Annotated in this window: 18 protein-coding genes and 1 pseudogene; 10 read left to right on the forward strand and 9 right to left on the reverse strand. The window is 57.7% G+C overall.

The window, feature by feature from the left end:
- Window positions 1-259: 259 nt before the first annotated feature.
- The 3 genes from acpS (at window position 260) to H8274_RS03740 (ending at window position 3,640) form a co-directional block, all read left to right on the forward strand.
- Window positions 260-679 carry a holo-ACP synthase AcpS gene (gene acpS, locus H8274_RS03730; protein WP_185933861.1) on the forward strand — a complete coding sequence of 140 codons (420 nt, stop codon included), beginning with the start codon at window positions 260-262 and terminating at the stop codon, window positions 677-679.
- Between the two features lie 336 nt (window positions 680-1,015).
- The gene (glyA, locus tag H8274_RS03735; protein WP_185933862.1) at window positions 1,016-2,305 is read left to right on the forward strand and encodes a serine hydroxymethyltransferase; all 1,290 of its coding nucleotides are present in this window, start codon (window positions 1,016-1,018) and stop codon (window positions 2,303-2,305) included.
- Window positions 2,306-2,743: 438 nt separating this feature from the next.
- Window positions 2,744-3,640, forward strand: coding sequence for a bifunctional methylenetetrahydrofolate dehydrogenase/methenyltetrahydrofolate cyclohydrolase (locus H8274_RS03740; RefSeq protein ID WP_049619274.1), 897 nt, complete (start codon window positions 2,744-2,746; stop codon window positions 3,638-3,640).
- Between the two features lie 254 nt (window positions 3,641-3,894).
- Here H8274_RS03740 and H8274_RS03745 read toward each other — a convergent pair whose 3' ends face one another.
- The 3 genes from H8274_RS03745 to H8274_RS03755 all read right to left on the reverse strand — a co-directional run bounded on the left by H8274_RS03745 (window position 3,895) and on the right by H8274_RS03755 (window position 8,098).
- Window positions 3,895-5,364, reverse strand: a complete 1,470-nt coding sequence (locus H8274_RS03745; RefSeq protein WP_185933863.1) for an SGNH/GDSL hydrolase family protein — start codon at window positions 5,362-5,364, stop codon at window positions 3,895-3,897.
- Window positions 5,365-5,764: 400 nt separating this feature from the next.
- Window positions 5,765-6,538 carry a dimethylargininase gene (gene ddaH, locus H8274_RS03750; RefSeq protein WP_269429218.1) on the reverse strand — a complete coding sequence of 258 codons (774 nt, stop codon included), beginning with the start codon at window positions 6,536-6,538 and terminating at the stop codon, window positions 5,765-5,767.
- A gap of 69 nt (window positions 6,539-6,607) precedes the next feature.
- Complete coding sequence (locus H8274_RS03755; RefSeq protein ID WP_053093601.1) at window positions 6,608-8,098, reverse strand: APC family permease; 1,491 nt, start codon at window positions 8,096-8,098, stop codon at window positions 6,608-6,610.
- A gap of 437 nt (window positions 8,099-8,535) precedes the next feature.
- On the opposite strand from H8274_RS03755, the gene H8274_RS03760 reads away from it, so the two are divergent.
- The 5 genes from H8274_RS03760 to H8274_RS03780 all read left to right on the forward strand — a co-directional run bounded on the left by H8274_RS03760 (window position 8,536) and on the right by H8274_RS03780 (window position 12,971).
- Window positions 8,536-9,447, forward strand: a complete 912-nt coding sequence (locus tag H8274_RS03760) for an exodeoxyribonuclease III (RefSeq protein WP_185933864.1) — start codon at window positions 8,536-8,538, stop codon at window positions 9,445-9,447.
- A complete protein-coding gene (locus tag H8274_RS03765; RefSeq protein WP_185933865.1) occupies window positions 9,448-10,488 on the forward strand; it encodes a YihY/virulence factor BrkB family protein in 1,041 nt (346 codons plus the stop codon).
- Between the two features lie 163 nt (window positions 10,489-10,651).
- Window positions 10,652-11,869: a mannose-1-phosphate guanylyltransferase gene (locus tag H8274_RS03770; protein WP_185933866.1), complete on the forward strand. Its 1,218-nt coding sequence runs from the start codon at window positions 10,652-10,654 to the stop codon at window positions 11,867-11,869.
- A 95-nt stretch (window positions 11,870-11,964) separates the two neighbouring features.
- Window positions 11,965-12,735 carry an LOG family protein gene (locus H8274_RS03775; RefSeq protein WP_065414515.1) on the forward strand — a complete coding sequence of 257 codons (771 nt, stop codon included), beginning with the start codon at window positions 11,965-11,967 and terminating at the stop codon, window positions 12,733-12,735.
- A gap of 68 nt (window positions 12,736-12,803) precedes the next feature.
- Window positions 12,804-12,971, forward strand: coding sequence for a DUF3117 domain-containing protein (locus tag H8274_RS03780; RefSeq protein WP_065414516.1), 168 nt, complete (start codon window positions 12,804-12,806; stop codon window positions 12,969-12,971).
- A 167-nt stretch (window positions 12,972-13,138) separates the two neighbouring features.
- Here H8274_RS03780 and H8274_RS03785 read toward each other — a convergent pair whose 3' ends face one another.
- Together H8274_RS03785 and H8274_RS03790 are read right to left on the reverse strand one after the other, a co-directional pair.
- Window positions 13,139-14,740: an alpha/beta hydrolase domain-containing protein gene (locus H8274_RS03785; protein ID WP_185933867.1), complete on the reverse strand. Its 1,602-nt coding sequence runs from the start codon at window positions 14,738-14,740 to the stop codon at window positions 13,139-13,141.
- A gap of 138 nt (window positions 14,741-14,878) precedes the next feature.
- Window positions 14,879-15,700 carry a helix-turn-helix transcriptional regulator gene (locus tag H8274_RS03790; protein WP_221884765.1) on the reverse strand — a complete coding sequence of 274 codons (822 nt, stop codon included), beginning with the start codon at window positions 15,698-15,700 and terminating at the stop codon, window positions 14,879-14,881.
- A 353-nt stretch (window positions 15,701-16,053) separates the two neighbouring features.
- On the opposite strand from H8274_RS03790, the gene H8274_RS03795 reads away from it, so the two are divergent.
- Window positions 16,054-17,472: an MFS transporter gene (locus H8274_RS03795; RefSeq protein WP_185933868.1), complete on the forward strand. Its 1,419-nt coding sequence runs from the start codon at window positions 16,054-16,056 to the stop codon at window positions 17,470-17,472.
- Between the two features lie 196 nt (window positions 17,473-17,668).
- Here H8274_RS03795 and H8274_RS03800 read toward each other — a convergent pair whose 3' ends face one another.
- The gene (locus tag H8274_RS03800) at window positions 17,669-18,292 is read right to left on the reverse strand and encodes an O-methyltransferase (RefSeq protein ID WP_049619283.1); all 624 of its coding nucleotides are present in this window, start codon (window positions 18,290-18,292) and stop codon (window positions 17,669-17,671) included.
- A gap of 326 nt (window positions 18,293-18,618) precedes the next feature.
- Window positions 18,619-19,722, reverse strand: coding sequence for an Mrp/NBP35 family ATP-binding protein (locus tag H8274_RS03805; RefSeq protein ID WP_420807982.1), 1,104 nt, complete (start codon window positions 19,720-19,722; stop codon window positions 18,619-18,621).
- Between the two features lie 284 nt (window positions 19,723-20,006).
- On the opposite strand from H8274_RS03805, the gene H8274_RS03810 reads away from it, so the two are divergent.
- Window positions 20,007-22,016, forward strand: a complete 2,010-nt coding sequence (locus tag H8274_RS03810) for an acyltransferase family protein (RefSeq protein WP_185933870.1) — start codon at window positions 20,007-20,009, stop codon at window positions 22,014-22,016.
- A gap of 528 nt (window positions 22,017-22,544) precedes the next feature.
- On the opposite strand, the pseudogene H8274_RS10005 reads toward H8274_RS03810, so the two are convergent.
- Window positions 22,545-23,024: pseudogene (locus tag H8274_RS10005) on the reverse strand (DUF1003 domain-containing protein); the annotation flags it as partial.
- Window positions 22,948-24,192 carry a magnesium transporter MgtE N-terminal domain-containing protein gene (locus H8274_RS03820; RefSeq protein WP_049619286.1) on the reverse strand — a complete coding sequence of 415 codons (1,245 nt, stop codon included), beginning with the start codon at window positions 24,190-24,192 and terminating at the stop codon, window positions 22,948-22,950. The gene H8274_RS03820 and the pseudogene H8274_RS10005, both read right to left, overlap by 77 nt.
- Window positions 24,193-24,377 lie beyond the last annotated feature (185 nt).

The following is a 24,377-nucleotide window of genomic DNA, read 5'->3' on the forward strand; positions in this document are numbered from 1 at the left end:
ATAGCCCGGTAGAAACCAAATCTGCCCGGCCGGTTGCCCCAGCCAGGAGGAAAACGGATCGGCCCGCGCGCCGCTTTTGCACCTGCGGTGACGGGCTCGCGGTGGCGGGCTTGCGGTGCGGAACCTTTGCGGCAGTTCTCCGCGGAGAGGAACCTGCGGCAAAATAGGATGCGAAGCCACCTGGCGTGGGCGCACAAACTGCGGCACGGGTGCGGCAAGCGATACCTAATGCGGGAATAATTAGCGGAAACGAGGCGGGATGATTCTAGGAATCGGCGTGGATACGGTAGCGGTGAGCGAATTTGCGGAACAGTTAGCCCGGCCCGGTTCGCATTTCGGTGCCGTGTTTACCGCGCGGGAACACCGCTATGTGGAACGGCGGGCCGCGCGCCGCGGAAAGGCAGAGCAGGCCGCTGCTTTGGCCGCCCGGTGGGCTGCTAAAGAAGCTTTTGTGAAAGCGTGGTCGGCGGCCTTGCACGGCACCGCACCGGTGGCGCCGGAAAACATATGGGCCGATATTGAGGTTTCCAATGACCGCTGGGGCCGGCCCACTTTGCAGTTGTTGGGGGAGACGGCCCAGGCTGTGCACGAAAGCCTCGGTGAAATACGGATCCACGTTTCTTTGAGCCATGATGGTGATATAGCGGTGGCGTTCGTCGTCGTCGAAAATGGTGCCTGAGCAACCGGTGGACGCTAGCACCCCAGCCGCAAGAATTCCAGCCGGGCCGTAAATATGGGATGAACCGGCGAAACTTTGGAAAAACAGCTACCCTGTCAGGAAACCAGGATAAGAACAGCACCTGTGTTAAAGATTTAGGTGAACTGATCTAGCGAACTGACCACGTGGCGCAGGTGGCGGCACGTGGGGTATCGACGTGATGGTTGTTCGTGCACCGCCTGGTTACGGCGAGAACGGAGGCGGGCCACGCAATCTCCGCCCCTGGAGTTAAGAAATAACAGGTAACTACTGAAATCTATTCTCGCTATACGAGAAGCAACTAACAAGGAAGAAAGAATGACGCGCAAGCTTGACCTGCCTATTCAGGACGTTGATCCGGAGATTGCCAGCATCCTTTCTGGTGAGCTCAGCCGCCAGCAGGATGGCCTGGAAATGATCGCGTCTGAGAACCATGTGCCGCGTGCCGTAATGGAAGCGCAAGGTTCCGTCCTTACCAATAAATATGCGGAAGGGTACCCGGGCCGGCGCTATTACGGGGGTTGCGAGTGGGTTGATAAGGCGGAGAATATCGCTATCGACCGGGCGAAGAAAGTTTTCGACGCCGGTTGGGTAAACGTGCAGCCGCATTCGGGCGCGCAAGCCAACCAGGCGCTCTACTCGGCGCTTGTGGAGCATGGGGATACCGTATTGGGGATGGCCCTGGATCAAGGTGGGCATTTGACCCACGGTTCGAAGGTGAATTTCTCCGGGAAAACCTACAATATTGCGGCCTACCATGTGGATCCGGAAACCTATGTTTTGGATATGGATAAGGTGCGGGAAGAAGCCCTGAAATCCCGGCCCAAGATGATTATTGCGGGATGGTCGGCCTATCCGCGCCAGCTCGATTTCGCCGCTTTCCGTTCGATCGCGGATGAGGTAGGGGCGATTTTGTGGTGCGATATGGCGCATTTCGCTGGTCTGGTGGCCGCGGGGCTGCATCCCAACCCGGTACCGGTGTGCGATGTAGTAACGACGACGATTCACAAGACTCTGGGTGGCCCGCGCGGTGGCATGATTTTGGCGCGCGACGCCGAACCTTATGGCCGCAAGCTCAACTCGTCCGTATTCCCGGGTACGCAAGGCGGCCCGCTGATGCACGTGATTGCGGCCAAGGCAGTGGCTTTGGGAATTGCCGGCACGGAAGAGTTCAAGGAACGCCAGCAACGCACTTTGCAAGGCGCGCAGATTCTGGCGGAACGGCTCAACGCGCAAGACGTGCGGGACGCCGGCATTAGCTTGGTCTCCGGAGGTACGGATGTGCACCTGGTCCTGGTGGATCTGCGCCATGCGGCCATTGATGGAGCACAGGGTGAAAACCTGCTTTCCGATATTGGGATTACGGTGAACCGGAACTCGGTACCTTACGATCCGCGCCCGCCGCGGGTTACCTCCGGTCTGCGTATTGGTACCCCGGCACTCGCGACCCGCGGTTTCCAGGAAGCCGAATTCCGCGAGGTGGCCGATATTATCGCCCAGGCCTTGGTAGCTGGCGAAAGCGCGGACGTAGAGTCCTTGCGTGCCCGCGTGACCAAACTGGCCCACGATTTCCCGCTCTATGAATACCTAGAAACGGACCAGCAGTAGTAGAGGCGTAGCTATTACGCGGGCCCGCAACCACTGTGCCGCAGCAAGTATTTGATATTTGAGCATGCGGCGGTGCATATGCGGGCCCGCGTAGTACCGGCAGGGCTTTTGGCGCGGAAGTACCGGCAGAGCTTTTGGCGCGGCAGCACCGACAGGGTTTTGGTGCGCCTGAGGAAGGCACCTGCGAAGGCAATAAATGTTGGCGCGCCTGGGGAAGGCACCTGCGAAGGTAATAAATGTTGGCGCGCCTGGGGAAGGCACCTGCGAAGGTAATAAATGTTGGCGCCTGCGCTGGCGAAATGTTTTGGTGCGCTGGAGAATCGCGCCTGGGGAGAGCGCAGAGCCCCGCGAGAGAAATCAGCCGCGCAAGAGAAATCAGCCGCGCTAGAGAATTGCGAAGCGCTAGAGAATAGCGAAGCGCGAGAGAATAGAGGACTTATGACCGCACAGATTTTGGATGGAAGAGAAACTGCCGCGAAGATTAAAGCGGAGTTGGCCGAGCAAGTAGCTGCCTTAAAGGAACGCGGTATCGTTCCTGGTTTGGGCACGATCCTGGTGGGAGATGATCCCGGTTCGGTTGCTTATGTGGGTGGCAAGCACCGCGATTGCGCTGAGGTGGGGATCAATTCTTTGCGTACCCACTTGCCGGCGGATGCTAGCGCTGCGGATGTACGCCAGGCAATCTTGGATTTCAATAATGATCCGGCTTGTACGGGATATATTTTGCAGCTCCCGCTACCGGAAGGGCTACCTGCCAATGAGCTGATCGAGCTGATCGATCCGGATAAGGATGCGGACGGTTTGCACCCAACTAATTTGGGCAAGCTGGTATTGCGCGTGAACGAGGAGATTGATTCTTCTTTGCCTTGTACACCGGCCGGGATTTTGGAGATCTTGCGCCGCTACGGGCTGAGCCTGAATGGTAAACACGTGGTGGTATTGGGCCGCGGGATTACCGTGGGCCGGCCGGCCGGTTTGCTACTTACCCGGCGGGAAACTAATGCCACGGTAACCTTGTGCCATACCGGCACCCCGAATACTCCGGAGATCGTGCGGGAAGCCGATGTGGTGATTGCTTCGGTGGGGCAGGCCCATTTGGTGAAGAAGGACTGGGTGAAACCGGGCGCGATCGTTATTGACGTAGGCGTGACCCGCGTACAAAACCCGGAGACCGGGAAGTTCCGCACCGTTGGCGATGTGGATCCGGAAGTGCGGGAAGTGGCCAGCTGGATTTCGCCCAATCCGGGCGGTATTGGCCCGATGACGCGCGTAATGCTCCTCAAGAACATTGTGGAACGCGCACAACGCCTAGCCGACGCTCCGGCCGCAAACTAAACATGCTAGGCCAGCCAGCTAAAACACGCTAGGCCAGGAAGCTGGGCAGTCAGGGCCGGAAGCATGGCAATTGGCTAGAAAGTAGCCTAGAAACTAGATAGCTAGGCAACTGGGCTAGGAAGCTAAGCAGCCAAGCCAGGAAACAAAGCGAGCTAGGCCGGCCAAGCTAAGCAAACTAGCAATAAATAAGCGGCCCGGAAGTACCCGCGCAGGGTACTTCCGGGCCGCTTGGTGCTTTCAGCCAGGCCTCTTCCTTAGGCGTTGCGGCGAATGGCTTCGGCTAGGACTTTCGCTTCTGCTCGCCAGCCTTCGGGGTTGGGATGCACAAAGCTGAGAATGTCGAAGCTGGTAAAGCTGGGCACAATCCAAGCATGAGACTGGTTGGCGCCCATGCGCGGATCAAAACCGTGGCCCGCGAAAACTTCGTGGACGTCCACAAACGTGAAACGGTCAGGTTGGGCTTGGGGCGTGCCACTAGTGCGGATAGCGGCATTGGCGTCTGCTACCACCCCGGCCTGGAGTTCATTTGCTTCCTCTTGCATCTCCACTAGTTGCTGGCCGGCGTCGTACCACCCCGCGGGGCCTTCGGGGAGTACATAAGAATCAAGGCTGATGAGTACCGGGTAGCCGAGCAGGTAGACGTGGGCGTTACCTTGCGAGGCCGTATCGATAGCGGAGAGTACCTGGGCGATGCGTTCGCGCAGTTCGGGAAGGCTGCGCGAAGCTTCGGAAAGGCGCTGCTGGCAGGTACCGGCGTCGCGGCCAATGAAACAAGAGATCACGATTCCGGTGAAGTTCGCATCGTTACCGCCAATGGTAAGGAACACGGTGTCTGTATCCGGGGTAACGGATTCGATTTGCGGTTTCGCCCACAAATGGCAGGCTACGGAAGCGGTGTAGAGCGAACCGGCCGGGGCGGGTGCCACGTTCCGGTATTCGTAGTACATATCCGGGGCGGGCGGAACGCCACAAATGTTTTCAGCTTCGACGCGGCGCTGCCATTCGGCAGCTTGGTCTTCCACCGTGGGGAAGAAGGTGCGCGGCAGCCAGTAGGTGCGGGTAGCTCCGCCCGTCCATCCCAAATGCCGCGGCTTAGTAATATCTGCGGTCACCGCACCCGAGCACGCCGCATTCGTGTATTCGGCACCGAATTCGCGGGCTACGATCGAGCCATAGTTTTCCGGAGAACGCATACAGAACTGGTCGCTGTAAACGCCGGTGCCATTTCCGGCCGAATAAGAATCACCCAGTTGCACGATTTTTTCGGGCATGCGGCCCGGAGTAGCATCCGGCACGTCAGCGGCGTCTGCGGGTTCCGCATCCGAATCGGAATCGGCCTCGGTGCCCGCAGGTACACCTGGCACTACGGCCGGCGTTTCGTTTCCGGCATCCGGCTTAGCTGCGGGCAGTTCGCCCGGGCCGGTTAGAGCACCATCATTTGGCGCGGTAGCGCCAGCTTCACCCTGGTGTGCGCCAGGTGTAGGCGCAGGGTTATTTGCCGGCGTTAGAGCTGGTGCCGGGCTGTGTGCTCCGGGCTCGCTATCTTCCGGTGTGGTTTCTAGATTTTCTGAGGTGGGAGTTTCTTCCCGGGTAGTAGTGGTATCGGTAGTACTGGATTCGGTATCCGCGTACGCGGTGGTAGTGGATAAGCCTGGCGCTACGGTAGCGAAGGCGAGACATAGGCCCAGCAGTACGGAGCTGAGCGAAGAGATGAACCGGCGCATCTGACCCCTTTCAACAACTTCTGCATTATAAGCAGAAGTTGGACAAAGACGTCCAGGTGGTCCATTCTTTAACGCAGCCCCTGCTGCGGTTTCTACAAGTTCCACAAACCGCGCAGATCCACGCCAAACAGGGCAAAACGCGGCGCAACAAACAGCGCGAAACTGGGTGAAACAAACAGCGCGGAACCGGGCAAATCGGGCAAAATCGGGCTGCGCGATACCGTGCCTGCAGTACTAGCCGCGCCGGGCGGCGTCGTACCGCAGGCACGGCTACTGCGCCCTGCAGTTTCGTTAGCTCCGGTTGCTGAGCTGGCGGTGGCGGTTGCTCTTTGGGAAGCGGCTGCTCAGCGGGGCTGCGGTTGCTCAGCTAGCTGGCGGTTGCGTTGCGTGCGGGCCGCAGTTATTCAGCGAGGCAGCGGATTCGCACCGAAAGGCAGGTGGGGCAACCTTCGAGTTTTTCGAACTCGGAGAGGGGAGTTTCGATCACTTCGTATCCGAAATCGCGTAACAGGGCGGCGGTTTGCGGAGCTGAAGCGGAAATGAGGAGTTTCGTTTCCGAGAGGCAGAGTACGGCCGCGCCTTCCGCTTCCGGTACGGGCACGAAGGAAGGGAATTTGCGTACATCATCCACATAAGGTTCGTAGCCGATTATGGTGCCATCGGGTAGTGCCGTTACCGCCGACTTTAGGTGCAAGACCTTGGATACGGGGATGGCTACCACCCGCGCGCCCAGGGGGCTGAGGATTTTCCGCAACTGGTTGATCCCGGCCGCGTTCGTACGCCCGCCGCGGCCCACGTAAATCGTGTCGCCAATTTTGAGGACGTCGCCCCCATCCAAAGTTCCGGGGGCCTGGATTTCGTTGATCGAACATCCCAGGGCCTTTACCGCGGCCTTCGTGCCCGCAGTTTCGGGTTTACGAGCATCGGCTCCCGGCCGGGTGATTACAGCCACGTTCTTATACATGACTACGGTATCTTCCACGAAAACGGAATCCGGGCAGTCATCGGCCGGCTCTACTTCCACCGTGTGCCAACCGGCTTCCTGCAGAACTTTTACGTAGGCATCCCACTGCTGATTGGCCGCGGCAACGTCTACCGGAACCTTTTCGATGTTATCCACGATCCCGTCGTCCAGAAGCGGGCTGGGTTTACGGATGAGAGCAATCCGAGACATTATTCCTCCTGAAATATTTCTTCGTATTCTTCCTGTTGTATTCGTATGCGGCTACCATCGGGCGCCCGTTTATTTACCTGCGGATACGGGCATACTATCCGCTTGTTTCTTTTCCTTGGTGAAGGTTTCCAGTTCGGAATGCCGGCGGCTCCACGTGAAGTAGAAAGTAAGGGCTACCGCCATCCAAATGGCGAAGGCCACCAGGGTGAAGGTATCGAGCCCGGAGATTACGTACAGGCAGGCCACCACTGAAAGTATCGGCGTGACCGGGTATCCCGGTACCTTAAAGGTACGCGGCATATCGGGCGCGGTGCGGCGCAAAATAATTACCCCAATGGAAACCAAAGTGAAAGCGGTAAGCGTGCCCACGGAAGTAAGCTCCGCCAAAATTCCGAGTGGCAAGAAGCCCGCCAGTACTGCCACGGCCAGGCAAACGATCCACGTGCTTGCCGCAGGCACGCGCGTGCGTGGGGAAACTTTTGAGAAAATGCGTGGCACCAAGCCGTCACAGCTCATCGAATAGAGGATTCGGGTTTGCCCATACAAGCAAATCAGGGTGACGGAGAAAATGGAGATCACGGCGCCGATTGCCAAAACTGTTCCCGGCCAGGTGGACTGGACAACGTTTTGCACAATGGTAGCTAGCGAAGCCCGTTGGGAAGCGAATTCTTCGGTGGGTTGAGCGCCGACGGCGGAAATCGCCACCAACAGGTAGATGGCCGTAACGATGGCCAGGGCGCCGATGAGTGCACGGGGCAAGGAACGCCGCGGGTCTTTCACTTCCGAACCGGTGGTGGCAACGGCGTCGAGCCCAATATATGAGAAGAAAAGGGAACCGGTAGCGGCGGTGATACCGCGCCACCCGAAGGGGGCGAAGTTTGCGAAATGATCCGCATTGAAACCGGTAAACGCAATGGCCGCGAAAATTACTAGCACTCCGAGTTTTATAAACACCATGAAGGTGTTGGCGGCGGCGGATTCGGAAGCGCCGCGCAAAAGCAGCACCATGCACATGAGCACGAGGAGAATTGCGGGCACGTTCACGATTCCGCCGGCGTCGGGCGCGTAGGAGAGGGCGTCGGGGAAGTGCCAGCCGAAAACGTTATCGAGCAGGAGGTTGAGGTATTCGCTCCACCCCACGGAAACCGCGGCGGCGGAAACTCCGTATTCCAAAACTAGGCAGGCACCGACGGCGAAAGCGGCCAGTTCTCCCATAGTGGCGTAAGTGAAAGAATAGCTCGAACCGGAAGAGGGGATAGCCCCGGCTAGTTCGGCATAGCAGACTACGGTGAGGCCCGCTACCACAGCGGCGAGCACGAAGGAAATAATCACGGCCGGCCCGGCTTGTGGCACAGCTTCGGAAAGTATGAAGAAAATGCCGGTTCCCACCGTGCCGCCCACGCCAATCATCATGAGCTGGAAGGTAGACATGGAGCGGCGCAGTTCCGGCCCCTCGTGGTGGCTCGGTAGCTGGGCGATGGAATCCGGGGTGTTTGCTGCCGTCACGCCCGCCGGTAACCGGCGGCGCAAAAGTTGGCTCGCAAGCGGAGTTTTCGCCATATTCTCTACGCTCCTTTCGCGCATTTTCAAAATCTTTCTGGCACCTGCGCGCCGCGCGAGGTTCGCATACGCACCTCTACGCACGGATCGCAAACCAGCCGAGTTTTATGCAAAACATGCGCATAAAATGCAGGCCATGGTAACGATTCGCGCAGGATCGCAAGTTCCGTAGGTGTAAGACTATACGCCCAGACGGATAAAAGTATGAGAACGCTCGAAATGTGGACGTGAGCTTTGGCATGACACCACTGCGGGGAGCTAATACAGTGAGTATTTTGGGCCCGCGAGTGGCCGCCAAATCCGTGCGGAACCGCCACCGCGGACGAGAGTAGCCGCTGCTGCGGCCGAAAATGGCCGGCGCGGAGGAAACGGCCGCTGCGGACGAGAGCAGCCGCTGCTACGGAGGAAAATGGCCGGCGCGGACGAAGGGGAGAGACATGAAAATCACTACGGTGAATGTGAACGGCCTGCGCGCAGCAGACCGTAAAGGAATGGGTGCGTGGGTGCAGGATACGGCGCCGGATGTGCTGCTTATGCAGGAAGTGCGTGCCCCGCGCGAGGCTATTACCAAGATTTTCCAGGGGAGCGGCTACCGGGTTTTCAATGCGATCTCCACGCTGAAAGGCCGGGCCGGGGTAAGCGTTGCCGTGCGCGAAGAAATCCCCGTGGGAGAAGTGCGGATTGGCTTAGCCGATCCGGGAGAAACTCCCGCTGTAGTTGCAGCAGGGCATGCTACCGAAACCCCCGCTACATCTGCCACGACAAATGCCGCGGCTTCCACTGCGGAGCTAGCCGCTACTTCCGAAGCACCGGTAGATACGGGCCGGTGGCTGGAAGTGGAATTACCGGAATGTGAGCTCACCGTGGTTTCGGCCTATTTGCATTCCGGGGTAGCTACCGACGCCGCAAAAATGGCCGCGAAATATTCTCATCTTGACCGCGTGACCCAGCGCTTGGCGAGCTTTGACCAAACCGCGAAAATATTAGTGGCCGGAGATTTCAATATCGTGCATACCGAAGCCGATATTAAAAACTGGAAACCCAACCACAACAAAACCGCGGGCGTGCTCGATTCCGAAATCGCCTACCTGGAGGATTGGTTCGCAAGTGGCTGGGTAGACGTCCAGCGCGCCCTGCTCACCGCTGAAGGTTATACGGAGAAAGGGCCTTATACCTGGTGGTCCCAGCGCGGCAAAGCTTTTGATAACGACGCCGGATGGCGGATCGACTACCACATGGCCACTCCAGCGCTCGCGGCCCAAGCCCGCTCTTTCGCAATTGGCCGGGCGGAAAGCTATGCGGCGCGGTGGTCTGATCATGCGCCGCTGACCGTCGAATACGAGCTGTAAATGCGGGGGCGGCAAGGTATCGCAGCCAAAATAGCGACTCTGCAAAACTGGGCCGAAACCCTGGTAGACCGGTTAGCCGATACTCGGCTGTGGCGTAGCCTCGCTCGCTATGCACAAGCACGCGGCGGTCTACTTTCGGGCGGGATTGCTTATTCGGCACTGTTTTCGGTTTCCGCGGCGCTCACGATTGCCTGGAGTGCCTTCATGGCCACTTTGGGGAAGAACGCGGAACTACGGGCAATTGTGATTAGCGGGATCAACCAGGCACTTCCCGGAATCTTGAAAGATCCAAACCGTGGCGGGGAAGGGCTTATCGATCCGGATGCCCTGGTGTGGAGCGGCGGGCACGGTATCGCTTCTATTATTGCGGCGGGAGTGATTGTGTGGACGGCGATCTCTATTATGGGCGGGATCAGTAAGTCGATTCGTGCCATGTTTGCCGTCAACCAGGTGGTCCAGCATGGGGTAATGCAGATGCTGCGCAGTTTCGGTGGCTTCCTCATATTGGCAGTGGGTATTACCAGCGGGGCAATCCTGGCCGCCGCGGCCGGTACTTTAGGGACCCGGTTGGCAGCGCTACTGGGATATTCAGGTGCGCTTTCGGCATTTTCCACAAAAGTTGTAGTGGCGGCTTTAGCTGCCGGTGTGGATGCCTTTATCATTGCATTCTTGATTCGGTTTACGGGTGGGATTCGGGCTCCGCGCCGCGATCTTGCGGCCGGGTGCCTGCTGGGCGGAGTGACTATGGCGGCCGTAAAAATCCTTGGGACCTCGGTGGTTTCTAATGTGGCCGATAATCCCTTGCTCGCCCCTTTCGCTGCCCTTGTCACGTTATTGTTATGGCTCAACTTGACGGCCAGAATTCTTCTGTTGACCTGCGCTTTTATGGCTAATCCGCCGCGGCAGTACCAAGCCGAAGAAAGCGCGGAATTGCGCGGGAAGCAACGGCCAAATTACGTGACTCTTTCGGCTCCGCACACGCTAGATTGGCCACATGATCCAATAACCGGGGCAATACAACCCGCCGCGCGCCGGGAGTAAAACCGCCCGGCGTTTGCGGGATTTCCGGTTTTACCTGGTTACCAGCTGGAAGGAAATAACTAAAAACTTGCGGTGCGCGTAGATTGCCCTGGCATAATACGCACTGGGTGCAAATGCGAAAATCACTGGGTGCAAACCTTGAAATACATGTGAAGGAGAAGCTGTGGCTTTCCATGCCATTATTCCTGCCGGCGGGGCCGGCACCCGGCTGTGGCCCCTATCGCGGGCCGGCCACCCAAAGTTCTTGGTAGACCTCACCGGCACTGGCCGCACCATGCTCCAGGCCACCGCAGACCGGCTCTCACCCCTTAGCGATTCTCTACTCGTAGTCACCGGCTCAGCCCATGCGGATGCCGTACGCACACAGCTCGCCTCTGGCGCGAAGACCTTAGGCCCGAAAACCTCCGGCGCGACCACCCCCGGCTCGGTCAACCCTGGCCCGGTCCACCCCGGCTCGATCACCCCTGGCCCGGCCACAAAAACAGACGCGGAGCTTGCAACACCGCCATTTCGGGCCGTGGTTGAACCCCAACCGCGGGGCACAATGGCCGCAATCGGTTTAGCCGCGGCCCTTTTGGAACGCGAATACGGAGAATGCGTGGTAGGTTCTTTTGCCGCCGATCATGCCATTGGCAACGTCCCCGCTTTCCAAGAAGCTGTACGTACGGGCATTCGCGCCGCCACAGCCGGCTACGTAGTGACCATCGGGATCACCCCGGAATATCCAGCCACCGGTTTTGGATATATTCACGGCGGCGCAAATATTGCCAACCTGCCCGGAGTTTGCCAAGTAGAATCCTTCGTGGAAAAACCTGACGCACAACGCGCCGCCACATATTTAGCGCAAGGCGGCTACTTCTGGAACGCCGGCATGTTTATTGCCAACACCTCGGTACTCTTAGGCGCTCTGGAACGTTTCCGGCCCGATATTGCTATCCCTTTGCGCGAAATTGCCGCGGCCTGGGATCTGGAAACAGATACGCAAAGCGCCGCGGTACGCGCGGCCTGGGAAAAACTGCCGGCGGAAGTAATCGACCGCGCCATTGCCGAACCTCTGGCCGCCACCGGCGGGGTAGCGGTAGTACCGGCCGCCATGGACTGGTCCGATGTGGGAGATTACGCTTCCGTAGCCGCACAGATTCCTGGCCCGCAGCGCACCCACCAGGTAGCTCCCGGTGGTAGCGCCCAAGAAACCATTGCCATTGATAGCGAAGGTGCACTTATCTATACCCACGATAAGCCCATCGCAGTATTAGGCCTGGAAGGCGGCGTCGTCGTAGATACTGGAGAGGTGCTTTTAGTAAGCACCCGGCAAGCCGCCCACAAAGTAAAAGACGTTACTGAGATACTGACCCAGCGCGGTTTAGACCACCTGCGCTAAAACGCCGCGCGCACGAACAGTACCGGGTGAAAGCCCGGCGAGAAGCTTAGAAAGCCGGGCGAAAGTCTGGCGGGACGCAAAGAAAGTAGGAGAAGATGACCCGTAGTGAATACCGCCGCGGCGCCCAAATCCGGCGTGGCAAGCTCATCCCGCCGATCACCGCAGATACCAAACTGCTCCGCGAACCAGAAAACAAAGACTGGACTCGCACCGACCCCTGGCGGGTGCTACGCATCCAAGCCGAGTTTGTGGAAGGGTTTGGCGCGCTCGCGGAAATCCCGCCCTGCATTAGTATTTTTGGTTCGGCCCGCACCGGCGCCGATACGCCCTACTACAATCTGGCGCGCGAAACCGGGAAGAAAATTGTGGAACTCGGATATGGCGTGATTACGGGTGGCGGCCCGGGAATTATGGAAGCTGCCAATCGGGGCGCGGCAGAAGCAGATGGGCTTTCGGTCGGGCTGGGAATTGAGCTACCGCACGAACAGGGGATGAACGAATACCTGAACCTGGGCATCGAGTTTCGGTATTTCTTTACCCGCAAGGTCATGTTTGTAAAGTATGCGGAAGGGTTCGTGGTGTTCCCCGGCGGGTTCGGCACGCTCGACGAACTGTTTGAGGCGCTCACTTTGGTACAAACAGGGAAGACGACGCAGTTCCCGATCGTGCTGGTCGGCTCTGCATATTGGGGTCCGCTGGTGGAGTGGATTCAGACCACGCTGGTAGGAGAAGGCATGATTTCGCCAGCCGATGAAGACCTCATAAAGGTTGTGGATACCGCTGATGACGTGGTGAAAACGCTTGCTAACGCGATTGACGCTCGGAAAGCGAAGCGAAACACAGGAAAATCACGCCGGTCGAACTAGCCGCATTCCTTGTAGAATAGGCGCATATAGTCGAAAGCGCCGGGCTTTTGACAGGAAAGGGATGCATAATGGCAGCAATGAAGCCTCGTACGGGCGATGGGCCCTTGGAAGTCGAACGCGAAGCCAAGGGCATTATCGTCCGGATTCCCGTTGATGGCGGCGGCCGGCTGGTCCTCGAGATCAACGACGAAGAAGCAACAGCCCTCAAGGAAGCTCTTGCGGGCATCGAGCGTTAACGCAAAAAGTTTTAAGACCCCCGGGAAATACCCCGGGGGTCTTGCTTTGTGTGTTTTAGGCATCTACCAGCTCGAATTTTGGCAGGTGTTGTGCCCCTTGGTTGGGCCTCATCGTCTGGCAACGCCGCCTGCGGCGCACGATAGATGGGCACTCGAAAACGCTGTAATTAGCTTTCCAGGTCAATGATTTCTTGTGGTGAGGAAAGCGGAGCTGGGGCGCCGTCTATTGCCCGGTCCCATAGTTCGCGTTGCACATTGTGCAGGAAATTGCGACCCACTGGTTCCAGGTAGCCTTGCGCTTCCAGTTCATTATCCACAGCATCGCAAGCGGCTTGATAGTCCGCGAAGGAAGCGTATTGTTGGCGAATACTTGCTGCCGAGTGTAGGCGCATTTGCCCGTAAACCGGGTTTTCGGGGGAGCCGGGTAGGAAATCGGCAATCGGATGGGCCACCATACCGATAACTATGCCTCCGGTGAGCAAACCATTCCGAATTTCCCACTGGTTTCCGTGGTGGGTAAACCACCGGGAAGGAGCGGCAGGAGTGCCCGTTTGTACCCAGTTTTCAATTGCGGCCATCGCCGCTGTTACTACGGGTTCAAGTGGGAGTGGCGATACCTGAGCCAAGAATTCAGGGTTCGTGACGCGCGCCTGGCGCTTTGCCTTCTGCGTTTCCGAATTATTGGGGATTACCCGGGAACGGGCGTCCGAATGCGGCGTGCGCAATACATGCCAGTGCCGCCGCCACGGACCATCACCCAGGCAAAAACTTGCAGGGGTTCCCTCATAGAGGCTCACATCCGCTTCAGAAGAAATAGCGATTACGGGAACGTCAATTTGGGCGGGAGCTACCAGATAAATCGCGAAAGCCGGTGCTTTTTCTGCATCATCTGGGGCCGAAAGATCGGGGGCTTGGCCGATGGTTTGGGGAATCCCGCTCTCTCGCTGATTGATTGCTTTGACATAAAGACCACCGACTCCAGGTGCATAACCATCATAGGGATTGGCACCCCCGGCAAGTTTGAGAATCTGGTGGAAATAGGTGAGGTATGTATTGGTGTAAACCGCCGACTGTGACTGTCCAATGAGGAAGACGTGTTCGGGGGTGGTTGGTGCTGTACCTGAACGTAGCCAGGCCGCAACCTGGGCGATTACATCCCAAGCTAGCCCTTCTTCATTCTCGGGCAAGGTAGCAAAGGGGTTCCAGCCCGGGGCGGAGGCATCTAATTGTTTCGGCTTTCCACCCCAAGTCAGATCCGCATACCGCTCGGGATCGAAAGTTTGCAAAGCAGAAATCTGTATGGGCTTTGCCGTCACGGCCACATATGTGAGCCGGCGGGAAATAATATAATCCCAGGCTCGCCGCCAATCATCTTCAATGTCGTACCCTTGGGAAGCATTGAGAATCGAAACCCAAGCGGTTTTAGGATCTGAATCAGCAGGCCGCCGAATAAGTACACGGGTCATGTAGGGTACATTTTCTTCGACCACGGTGATCGGGCGTTCTTTAGCCTGGCCCGCCGAATCCGCTCCGGTTCCAGTTGCTGCCGTGGTTGCGGCAGGGGTACCAGCAGGCTGTATGGAGTTGGAAAAGCCATACACATTGGCGGTGCCACGCAGGAAATATTCTTCTTCAACGTATCCAAACTCGGCGAGGTCAAGCGGTTCACGGGCATGAACCATAGTGGAGAACGGATAAGAATTTTCGGTTACCGGGATGGGACCACGTGCTTCCGGTACGGGCACGGTAAAGACGGTTTGGCCTGGCATAACTTCTCCCTTGAAATCACTTTCTGCACTGTCTGTGGTTCCAGCATAAGGAAGAACGGAGCACCTGCCGCTGGTCTTTAAAGACGATTTTCGTGCTGGTTAGGAGGAGGGTGAGTGAGGTCCGGGATGAGAGAGGGACTAGTCTGCGTGAGCAGTGATAAGACCGTAGTAGCGAGCGGCGGTAAGGAGCTCTACAGCATTATGCGAATCAAGTTTGCGCATGAGATTACGCCGGTGGGAACGAACTGTATTCACCGAAATGAATAGTTCGGTGGCAATTTCCGCATTCGTGGCACCGCCGGCAATATGTTTGAGTACGGCTAATTCTCGATCGGAAAGCGGTACTGGTGGGCGCGGTTCGGGCTCGGGTGGAACAAAAGCATTGACCGGAGAATTGGGTACGGCCGGCGCGGCGAGGCTATTTGCAGAACTTGCGGGGAAAATGCCGGCAAGGCGTGGATCTACCTGGGGGAGCGTTCCGGTAGCGGGTTCGGGGATGCTAGCCACCTCCCACTTTCGCGGCAGACCTTCGGCGTCGTACACGGTGGCGGTAGGCGCGCGGGAAAGTAAAACTGCGGCGACGACGCCGAGCTGGGCCAGCCGGGAGCGGTCACTAACCGAAAAAGCCCGCGGAGAACTGGTAGTTTCTACCCATAAAGCACCAAAAAACTCATCGCCAATTAGGCAAGGTTGAACGATTGCAGAACCGCAGGTGGCTACGCGGGCCTTTTCGTAGAGCAGGTGCGTACGCTCGTAAGCTAGCGAGCCATCATCAGGAAACTGGTAAAGCTGTGCAACTTCTGTTGGAGTACGGGCCCATACCTGCTGCCGGCTGCTGAGCACTTGGCCAAAAGGGGAATCTTCTTCCGTAATCAGGGTGGAACTGAAGTGCGGGTACCCGGATACTCCGATGGTGCCAAATGCTCGCTGACGTTGGAAATAAACATAGAATGCAACCAAATCAGCTTGAGGCAGTATCTCGTTTACAAGGTTGACGAAATAACGGGCAATTGTCCGACGGTCCCGGGAGGGATGAAGAATTACCAAGGCGTCAACCAGGCGCTGCGAAAACTGTAGATTTGTTCGCAAAGCGCCACCTTCCTTCCGAGCGTGAGCGGTAACAACTCACATCAGTATATCTATCTAATCTAGTCTCTATCGTCTTTTCGGAGGAGGGATATCTTCCCGAAATCATCCCCATAAGCCACGATCTTAGGGCCGAAAATCTATACGCTTGCGGCAATGAAATGCAGGTGCGTAATGACGCTTGCACCGGATGCAAAGTAGCATCCGGGGAACGTGGAAGGAACGACATGGCTGCATATAAAGGTGTAGCAACGGACGCCGACGGTAATGTAAGCCTCGAAAAATCGGCGAAAAAATCGGCAGCTTCTGGGTTCTGGGGAGCCCTGGCCGAATATTATGATTTTGGCCTGTATGGTACGGCCTCGGCAGTGATTTTTCCGGCCGTATTTTTCGGGGCCGGGGAAAATCACACGCTAGCAAATATTGCTTCCCTGGCCTCGTTTGGTGTGGCCTATTTGGCCCGGCCGTTGGGGGCCGTAGTTCTCGGCCATCTCGGGGATACTTGGGGTCGGAAAAAGACTCTCCTCCTCACACTTGGTTTAATGGGTTTCGCTACCTTGATAATCGGCCTCTTGCCTAGTTACGACGCGATCGGTCCGGTAGCGGGCGTGAGCTTGGTGCTGATGCGATTGATCCAAGGTTTCTCGGCTGGTGGTGAGCAAGCCGGTTCCACGGCGATGACGTCTGAGTTGGCTCCGCCGGAAAAACGAGGCCGGCTGGTGGCCTTCACTATGCATGGCCTATTAATCGGCCAATTGTTGGGTATTGCCGCCTTTATCCCGGTTTCTACCAATGAATCATTTCTTCTCAACGGGGGTTGGCGTATTCCCTATTTCGTCGCTATTCCGCTGGTGATTTACGCTCTCTGGGTACGTTCGAAGGCAGATGAACCACGCGATGTGTATGAAGCGCTCGCTCGCCAAGAAGCGGCTAAGGATCCCGCGGCCGTACAGGTGAAGCCAGAAAAGGTGGCGGCACCAGCTAAGCCGGCTCCGAAGAAAAAGAGTTCTCTCGCCGAGCTCTTTAAGTATCACTGGCGGCAAGTTATTCGCGTAATGGCAATGGCCCAATATGCAATTACCGGTGTGCTCGTCTCGAACTACATGCTTAACTACGGTGTCACCTATTGGGGCTGGGAAAAGGCCACCCTGTTAGCGCTCGCCACGGGAACTCTAGTTTTGGGTGTTCCTATTCAGCCGCTGTGGGCCGCACTTTCGGATAAGATCGGCCGCCGCCCGGTATATCTCATCTCGATGATTTCGCTACTGGTGCTGTTCCCCTTCGTTTTCTGGATGATTCAAGAAGGCAACTTGACGGTATTAGTGATCCTTCTCTTCGTTATTGGCCTGCTCGCGACCGGCGGCAACGTGGTGCAAGCTCCCATGTATACCGAAATGTTCCCCACGCGTTTGCGGATGACTGGTTATGCCGTATCCACTCAGATTGGCAATATTATTGTTGGCTTCACTCCGATGATTGCCGCCCTTCTGGTACGTCCCGGAGCCTTCGGTTGGGTACCCGTGCTTACTTTTACCTCCATCATGATGGGGCTGGGTATATTGGCCTGCCTCTCCACCCCGGAAACCAAGGGAAAGGTCATTACGGACGATCTGGAACAGGAAGTAGCAAGCCACGCTGGCAACTAAAAGCTAGGAAAAGGCGTAATTTATTGTAAAAACGCATTAGGGCAGCGGGGTGGTGGGGCGTGAAAAATACGCCGTAAACACTTACACCGGTTGTGGGTGCTCCCAATATCGGTGGTGTGGCGCTCCTGTAATCCAAGCGAGAGAGAATCAAACAAGCGCGAAGGCCTCGGAATGCCCGGGGCCTTCGCCGGTCGAGCTAGTCGATACGCGCGAGGAGTAACCCGTCGCCAATGGGCACGAGGGAGGTGGTTATCCCCTCCGTGCGGGAGAGGTGTTTGATGAGGTTACGGGTGGCGACGACGTCGTCCTCCCGCCGGGCCGGGTCAGCTACTTTCCCTCCGAGCAAAGCATGAGCCACCACGAGGAGCCCGCCCCGGCGGAGCAGACGCAAACATTCGGTAGCGTCTCCTTCGGCCTCCAAAGGATCACCATCTAGCAACACGAAATCGTAGGAGCTGGTGGCCAGGCGCGGCAAAATATCGGCACTGGCGCCATTAATTACGCGTACGCGCCCAGCTCGTGCCCCGGCTTGCCGGAAAAATTCGCGGGCATGATGTTGTGCTTCGGATTCGATATCGATCGTGGTGAGGGTAAGGCTAGAATCTTGGATCAGGTAGAGCCCGGAAACTCCGGTACCGGTACCAACTTCTACCGCCGCGGTAGCACCGGAAAGAGCGGTGAGCATTCGTAAAAAATTTCCCGTCGCGGGAGAAATACTCCGAATCCCAAATTCTGCTGCCAGATCGCGAGCGCTGGCCGTAATGGGATCTTCCACCACGGATTCTTCCGCGTATGCCCATGCCTGCACAAAATCGGCCATTCCTGCTCCCTGTAAATAAAACTAGCTGCCCCGCGGCGGTGGGGTAGTGTGCTGTTCCCGCTTGCGCGGTGTTGTTCCCGCTTGCGCGGTGTTGTTCCCGCTTGCGCGGTGTTGTTCCCGCTTGCGCGGTGTTGTTCCCGCTTGCGCGGTGTTGTTCCCGCTTGCGCGGTGTTGTTCCCGCTTGCGCGGTGTTATTCCCGCTTGCGCGGTACGAATCCATCTTAGGCGAGTTGGCCCGGTTCGGGCTTTTTGGCAGGCGTGACTCTGCTCTATGCCTTGCGGCAGGTTGCCGGCTGCCCGCGGTAGTTACCGGACAGCTTTCCCGGTTAGTTTTGGTGCGGCCGGGGCCGCTGGCTGAGCTGGGTGGCAATTTCCCGCAGTTCCTTACCAGCTGCTGTTTCCACGAGGGAGAGTACGGCGGGGGTGCCGGCGTCGGCCCCTTCTCGGATGGCGGTTTCAAAAGGAACCTGCCCGAGCAACGGAACTTCATAACCGAGCTTGCCGCTGAGCGTCCGGGCAACCGTTTCGCCGCCGCCCTGCCCAAACAAGTATTCGCGCTGCCCATCCGGCAGCACCATCCAAGACATATTCTCGATCACCCCGGCAACCGGTTGGCCGGTCTGTTTCGTGATCGTGCCTGCCCGTTCGGCAACATCGGCAGCGGCCGATTGCGGAGTAGTAACCACCACGAGTTGGGAAGTGGGGAGCAAAGAACCCACTGAAATTGCTACATCGCCAGTGCCGGGCGGCAGATCCAGGAGCATTACGTCAAGCTCGCCCCAGTACACGTCCGCAAAAAACTGTTCTAAAGCTTTGGAAAGCATCGGGCCGCGCCACATTATCGGCGAATTATCGCGCACAAACATACCGATAGACATCACTTTTACCCCGTGGGCTACCGGTGGCACGATCATGCCGTTGAGCTGTTGGGCGGGCGTTTCTACCCCGAGCATGCGCGGGATCGAAAAGCCATAAATATCGGCGTCTACCAAACCGACCCGCAACCCATTAGCGGCCAGCGCGGCCGCCAAGTTCGCACACACGGAAGATTTCCCCACCCCGCCCTTTCCGGAAGCGATCGCGTAAATACGCGTGGGCGAATCGGGGGCCGCAAAAGTGATTTCCCCGCGCACCTGTTTTCCGCGCAATTTGCGGGTCAGGTCCTGTATTTGCCGCGGCGTCATGGAACCCATGGTTACCTGTACGTCTTGCACCCCGGCTACGCTTTGTGCGGCTTGGCGCACATCCCGTTCAATGGTGTTACGTAAAGGGCAGTCCGAAGTTGTAAGCAGAATTGAAATCGCCACGTTCCCGGATTCGTCTATAGCAACGCTGTCCACCATATTCAGTTCCGTAATTGGGTGGCGTAGTTCCGGGTCGATAACTTTACTGAGAGCATCCACAATTGCTTGCTTCGTGACCATACGCAATACCCTACCCGGCACGCGTCTCGCATTGGCGGTACCTGCGGGGCGGGGTGCTAACGCGTCTCACAGTGTCGGCGCCAGCGAGGCGCGGCGCTAAGAAGTACGCTGGTAACTCGGGATTACACCGCTGTGTTTAACTCCGCGTTTCCGGTACAAACTAACAGTACAAACCGGGTGCGCATGGGTGTATACAAGGTGCGTACAAGAAAATTTTCAATATTGGCCGGCACTTCCTCACCTGCCGGCCCCGGCGGGAAATAGCTCTGGAACAAGGAAGGAAACCGGGCATGCAGGTGAAGCAACACCAGAGAGTTCGTGGTCTTGACGGCTTGCGAGCGATTGCCGCATTTATTGTGCTCGTGTTCCATATTTGGCCGGGCGGGATTGGCTATATCGGGGTAGACGTTTTCTTCGTCCTTTCCGGTTTCCTTATTACTTCGCTGCTCACGCGGGAATATCGCCGTGAGGGGCGGATTGATCTTCCACATTTTTGGCGGAAACGTATTCGCCGCCTTACTCCCGCGGTCACGGTAGCCACGATTGGCACGTTGGCGCTGGCCCGTATCGTGGGCGGGGATGCTCTCGTACAGTTGCCCTGGCAAGCATTCGGCGCGGTTACGGGGACCTATAACTGGTTCCAAGTGGCCAACGGTTCTTCCTATTTCGAATCACAGTCCCCGCGTTTGCTTACCAACATGTGGTCGCTGGCGGTGGAGCAACAGTTCTATCTGCTCTGGCCGCTAGTCGTGCTCGCTTTGGTGGCCCTGGTTGGCTCGCGGCGGATAGCGGTGTGGACGTGCCTGGGCATCGCCGCAGCTTCCGCAATCTGGCAACAAGTTTTGGTTTCCGGTGCCGATGACGTCACGCGCGCTTACGTGGGTACCGATTCCCACGCTTTCGGGCTCATGATCGGCGCGGCAATCGCTTTCACCCTCCCGGAAGCCATCAACGGTGCGCCGCTGCCGGTGGGCCGGCAAACCAAAAAGTATCTCGGGATCGGTTCCTGGGTTTGCCTCGCCGCGCTAGTGTTAGCCGGAGTCTTCGCCCCCGAAACGCGGTTCATGTACCCGTGGGGTTCGCTACTTGCGTGCCTGGCAAGCGCGGTAGTTATCCTCGGTCTACTAGGCGGGCGCGCCGCCGCCGCCCACCGCCTCGTAAACCTGCTCGATAAACCCGTTATGGTCTGGTTGGGGGAGCGGTCTTACGGGATTTACCTGTGGCATTGGCCGCTCATTGTGCTCGGTTTTTATGCTTTCAACCTGCGCAACTGGACGGTAGCCATTATCGTTATCCCGCTTTCCATCCTGCTCGCACACCTGTCCTTCAAATATGTGGAAACCCCGGTCCGTAAACACGGTTTCCGGGCTTGCGCACGCAGTTTTGTGCACGGGTGGTTGGTTTCCGGCGGTTGGCAGGAACGGGCGACGGCGGCCCTCACGGCCGTGGCAGTCGTGCTTGCCGGGTGGGCTCTTGCCACTTCCCAGCCGCAGTCTTCTGCCGAAGAATACGTGACGGCCGGCCAAAAATCCCTCGAAAACCGGGCCGGTAAAGGCGCGGCTTCAGCCAGCCCAGACGATGAAACTCCGAGCGGTGCCGGCGGCGACGAGCACGATGCTGGAAGCGATAAACAGGCGGCAGACAGCCAGGCATCCGGTGGAGATAACTCTGCTGCGGCCGGGAAAACCGGGGCGGATGCAGATACGAAGCAGGCCGGTGCGGGCGCTGATTCGGCTGCCGGGGCCGGCGCGAACCAAGCTAATGATCCGGCCGGGGCAGGAAAGCCCCAGGTGACAGAGCCACCTTTTGTACCGCTTGCGGCAGATGGTTCGAATGTGACGGTGATTGGTGATTCGGTGACGGTAGCGGCCTCTCCAGCCCTGCAGGAACGCATGCCGAATATCGCCGTCGACGGTGAAGTTTCCCGCTCTATCAAACCCGCACCGGGAATTATTAGCAGCATGAAACAGCAGGGGACTTTGCGCCCCTACGTAGTGTTGGCGCTTGCCACTAACGGTTCGGTGAGCGACGCCGATTGGGCCGCCGTCAAACAAGCGCTCGGCGAAGACCACCGGATCGTGCTCGTTACCGGGTATGGGCCGGCCAATAAAACCTGGATTAGGGAAGCGGCTGAGAAAATCCGGGAAATCGCGGCCACCGATCCGCACGTGCGGGTAGCCGATTGGGAACCAATCGCCGCCGCCCACGAAGAACACTTAGCGGGCGACCGCGTACACCCAGACCCAACCGCGGCCGGACTGTACGCCGACGAAATCCTGCGCGCCCTGCAAAGCTTCTAGGCTAAACCCTGGAAAGTCTCTAGAAAGCTAAGCTTCCGGCGGCGTAGATTCTGTTGCGGTAGATTTTCTTGCCGTAGATTCTGTTACCGTAGATTTTGGCGCCGTGTTTTCTGGCGCTGTGGTTTCTGGCGCTGTGGTTTCTGGCGCCGTGTTTTCTGGCGCTGTGGTTTCTGGCGCCGTGTTTTTTGGCGCTGTGGTTTTTGGCGTCACAGGTTTTTGGGACGAAGAAGAAGCAGCCGGGTTTGCATCGTGTTGGTTCGCAACCTCGCTGGCACTGGCTTCGGTAGCGCCGCTGGTACTGGTAGCGCTACGGGTAGCGGCATCGGCATCGCTACTGGCGCGAACCATTTGGGCGTATTCGGCTTCGACGGCGCGGCGGTCATCTTCTGCCCGTTCAGCTACCAGGCGGTCAAGTTCAGCCTGTAGTTCGGCAATACGCGTTTCCCTTTCGGCCAACCGGATCTCCCGGTTCTCATCCAGCTCATCACGCAAATCATTGAGCTCGGAACGCACAAAATCGCGGGTTGCCAATTCCCCTAAAGCCATCCGTAAACCCGAAATCTCGCGCATCAGATACTCGGTGTCATTGAGATTGCGGGCAGCGCGTTGTCGGTCTTGCTCATTGGCTACTTTGTCGCGTTCATCTTGCCGGTTTTGGGCCAACAGAATCATTGGAGAAGCATAAGAAGCTTGCAAAGAGAGCATGAGCGTCAAAGCGGTGAAACCAAAATCGGCCGAATCGAACCGCCAAGCTTCCGGGGCTAGTGTATTCCACCCCAGCCACGCGATAACAAAAATCGTCAAGTAAATAATGAAACGCGGGGTGCCTTGGAAACGGGCGAGGCGTTCCACCATCTGCCCGGTAGCTTCCGGATCGCGGCGTTTGCGGTGGAACCAACGCTGCCGCCGTTCTAGGGGCTTATCAAATTCCTCAGTGGACATCGGATCCCTCCTCCTCGTTATCGCGTTCACGCCAATCTTCCGGAAGCAGATGATCAAGCACATCATCTACCGAAACTGCACCCAGCAAAGAACCGGCATCGGTCACGGGAATCGCCGTCATGTTATAGGTAGCCAGTTCGCGGGTGACATCTTCAATACTGGCTTCTGGTTCCAAACCCACCACGTTCGTATCCAGGATTGAACCGAGCAGGGTAGCGGGTGGTTCGCGCAAGGCCCGTTGCAAATGCACGGCCCCTAAATATCTGCCGGTGGGAGTTTCCAAAGGCGGGCGGCACACAAATACGATCGCTGCCAAAGCCGGGGGAATATCAGCCCGGGAAGCCGAAGCCAAAGCTTGAGCTACCGAAGCATCCGGGCCTAAAATAATCGGGTTGGGCGTCATCAAACCGCCCGCGGTACGTTCGTCGTACCGTAGCAAGCGCCGCACGTCTTCTGCTTCCTGGTCGCTCATCGATTCCAGAAGCACGGCCGCGGTATCGGTAGGAAGGTCGGCCACCAAATCCGCGGCATCATCCGGTTGCATAGCATCCAAAACGTCACCGGCACGGGCCACATCCAAACCGGCTAGTACCGTAGCCCGATCCTCAGTACCCAACTCTTCCAAAATATCGGCGAGCCGTTCATCCGTAAGTTCGCGGGCTACCGCTTGCATTCGGTCTACAGGCAGATCGCGCAAAATATCGGCCACATCGGCCGGGCGCATATCGCTAATTTGCGCCACAATCGTGGAAGCACCTTGGGAACGGGCCGGGGAGGCCAACCCTTCCACTTCGCTCACTTTCACGATCTGCGATTTGCGGGAAGCAGAACCGGTGCCGCGCACATACAGTTCGGTGAGTTCCCATTCGCGCAGCTTGGTCCGTTCTATCGCAATATCGACCACGCTTACCCGTTCCCCGGTAGCTTTCAAAACTACTTCCCGGTCCAAAAGTTGGGCGATTACTAAGGTTTCCATGGGGCGCTGTTGGAAACGGCGAATATTGAGCACCCCGGTGGTAAGTACTTGCCCGTTCGCGATAGCGGTTACCCGGGTCAAAGGGAGAAAAACGCGCCGGCGGCCAGCCACATCTACCAGCAAACCAACGGCCGAAGGTGCTCCCCGTAATCGGAACACCACAACTACGTCCGCTACTTTGCCAACTGCATCTCCAGCTAAGTCGAACACGGAAGTGCCCGCCAGCCGTCCTACAAAAACGCGTGTACTGGTAGCCATGGTGACCTCCCCAAAAAATAATCAGGCCTGGGCATATATTGGCCTGCCGGCCGGCTCATCCTATCGGTTCAAAAGAAATTTTTGCCGTATGTAGAGAACCTGCGCAAGGCCCTGCCCGGGCCTTGCGCAGGCATAAAGGTAATAGGTAACAAGTAAGTAGGCTACCAAGTGCCGATTGCGGTGTT

This window comes from Actinobaculum suis, from assembly GCF_900618115.1.
Taxonomy (GTDB): domain Bacteria; phylum Actinomycetota; class Actinomycetes; order Actinomycetales; family Actinomycetaceae; genus Actinobaculum; species Actinobaculum suis.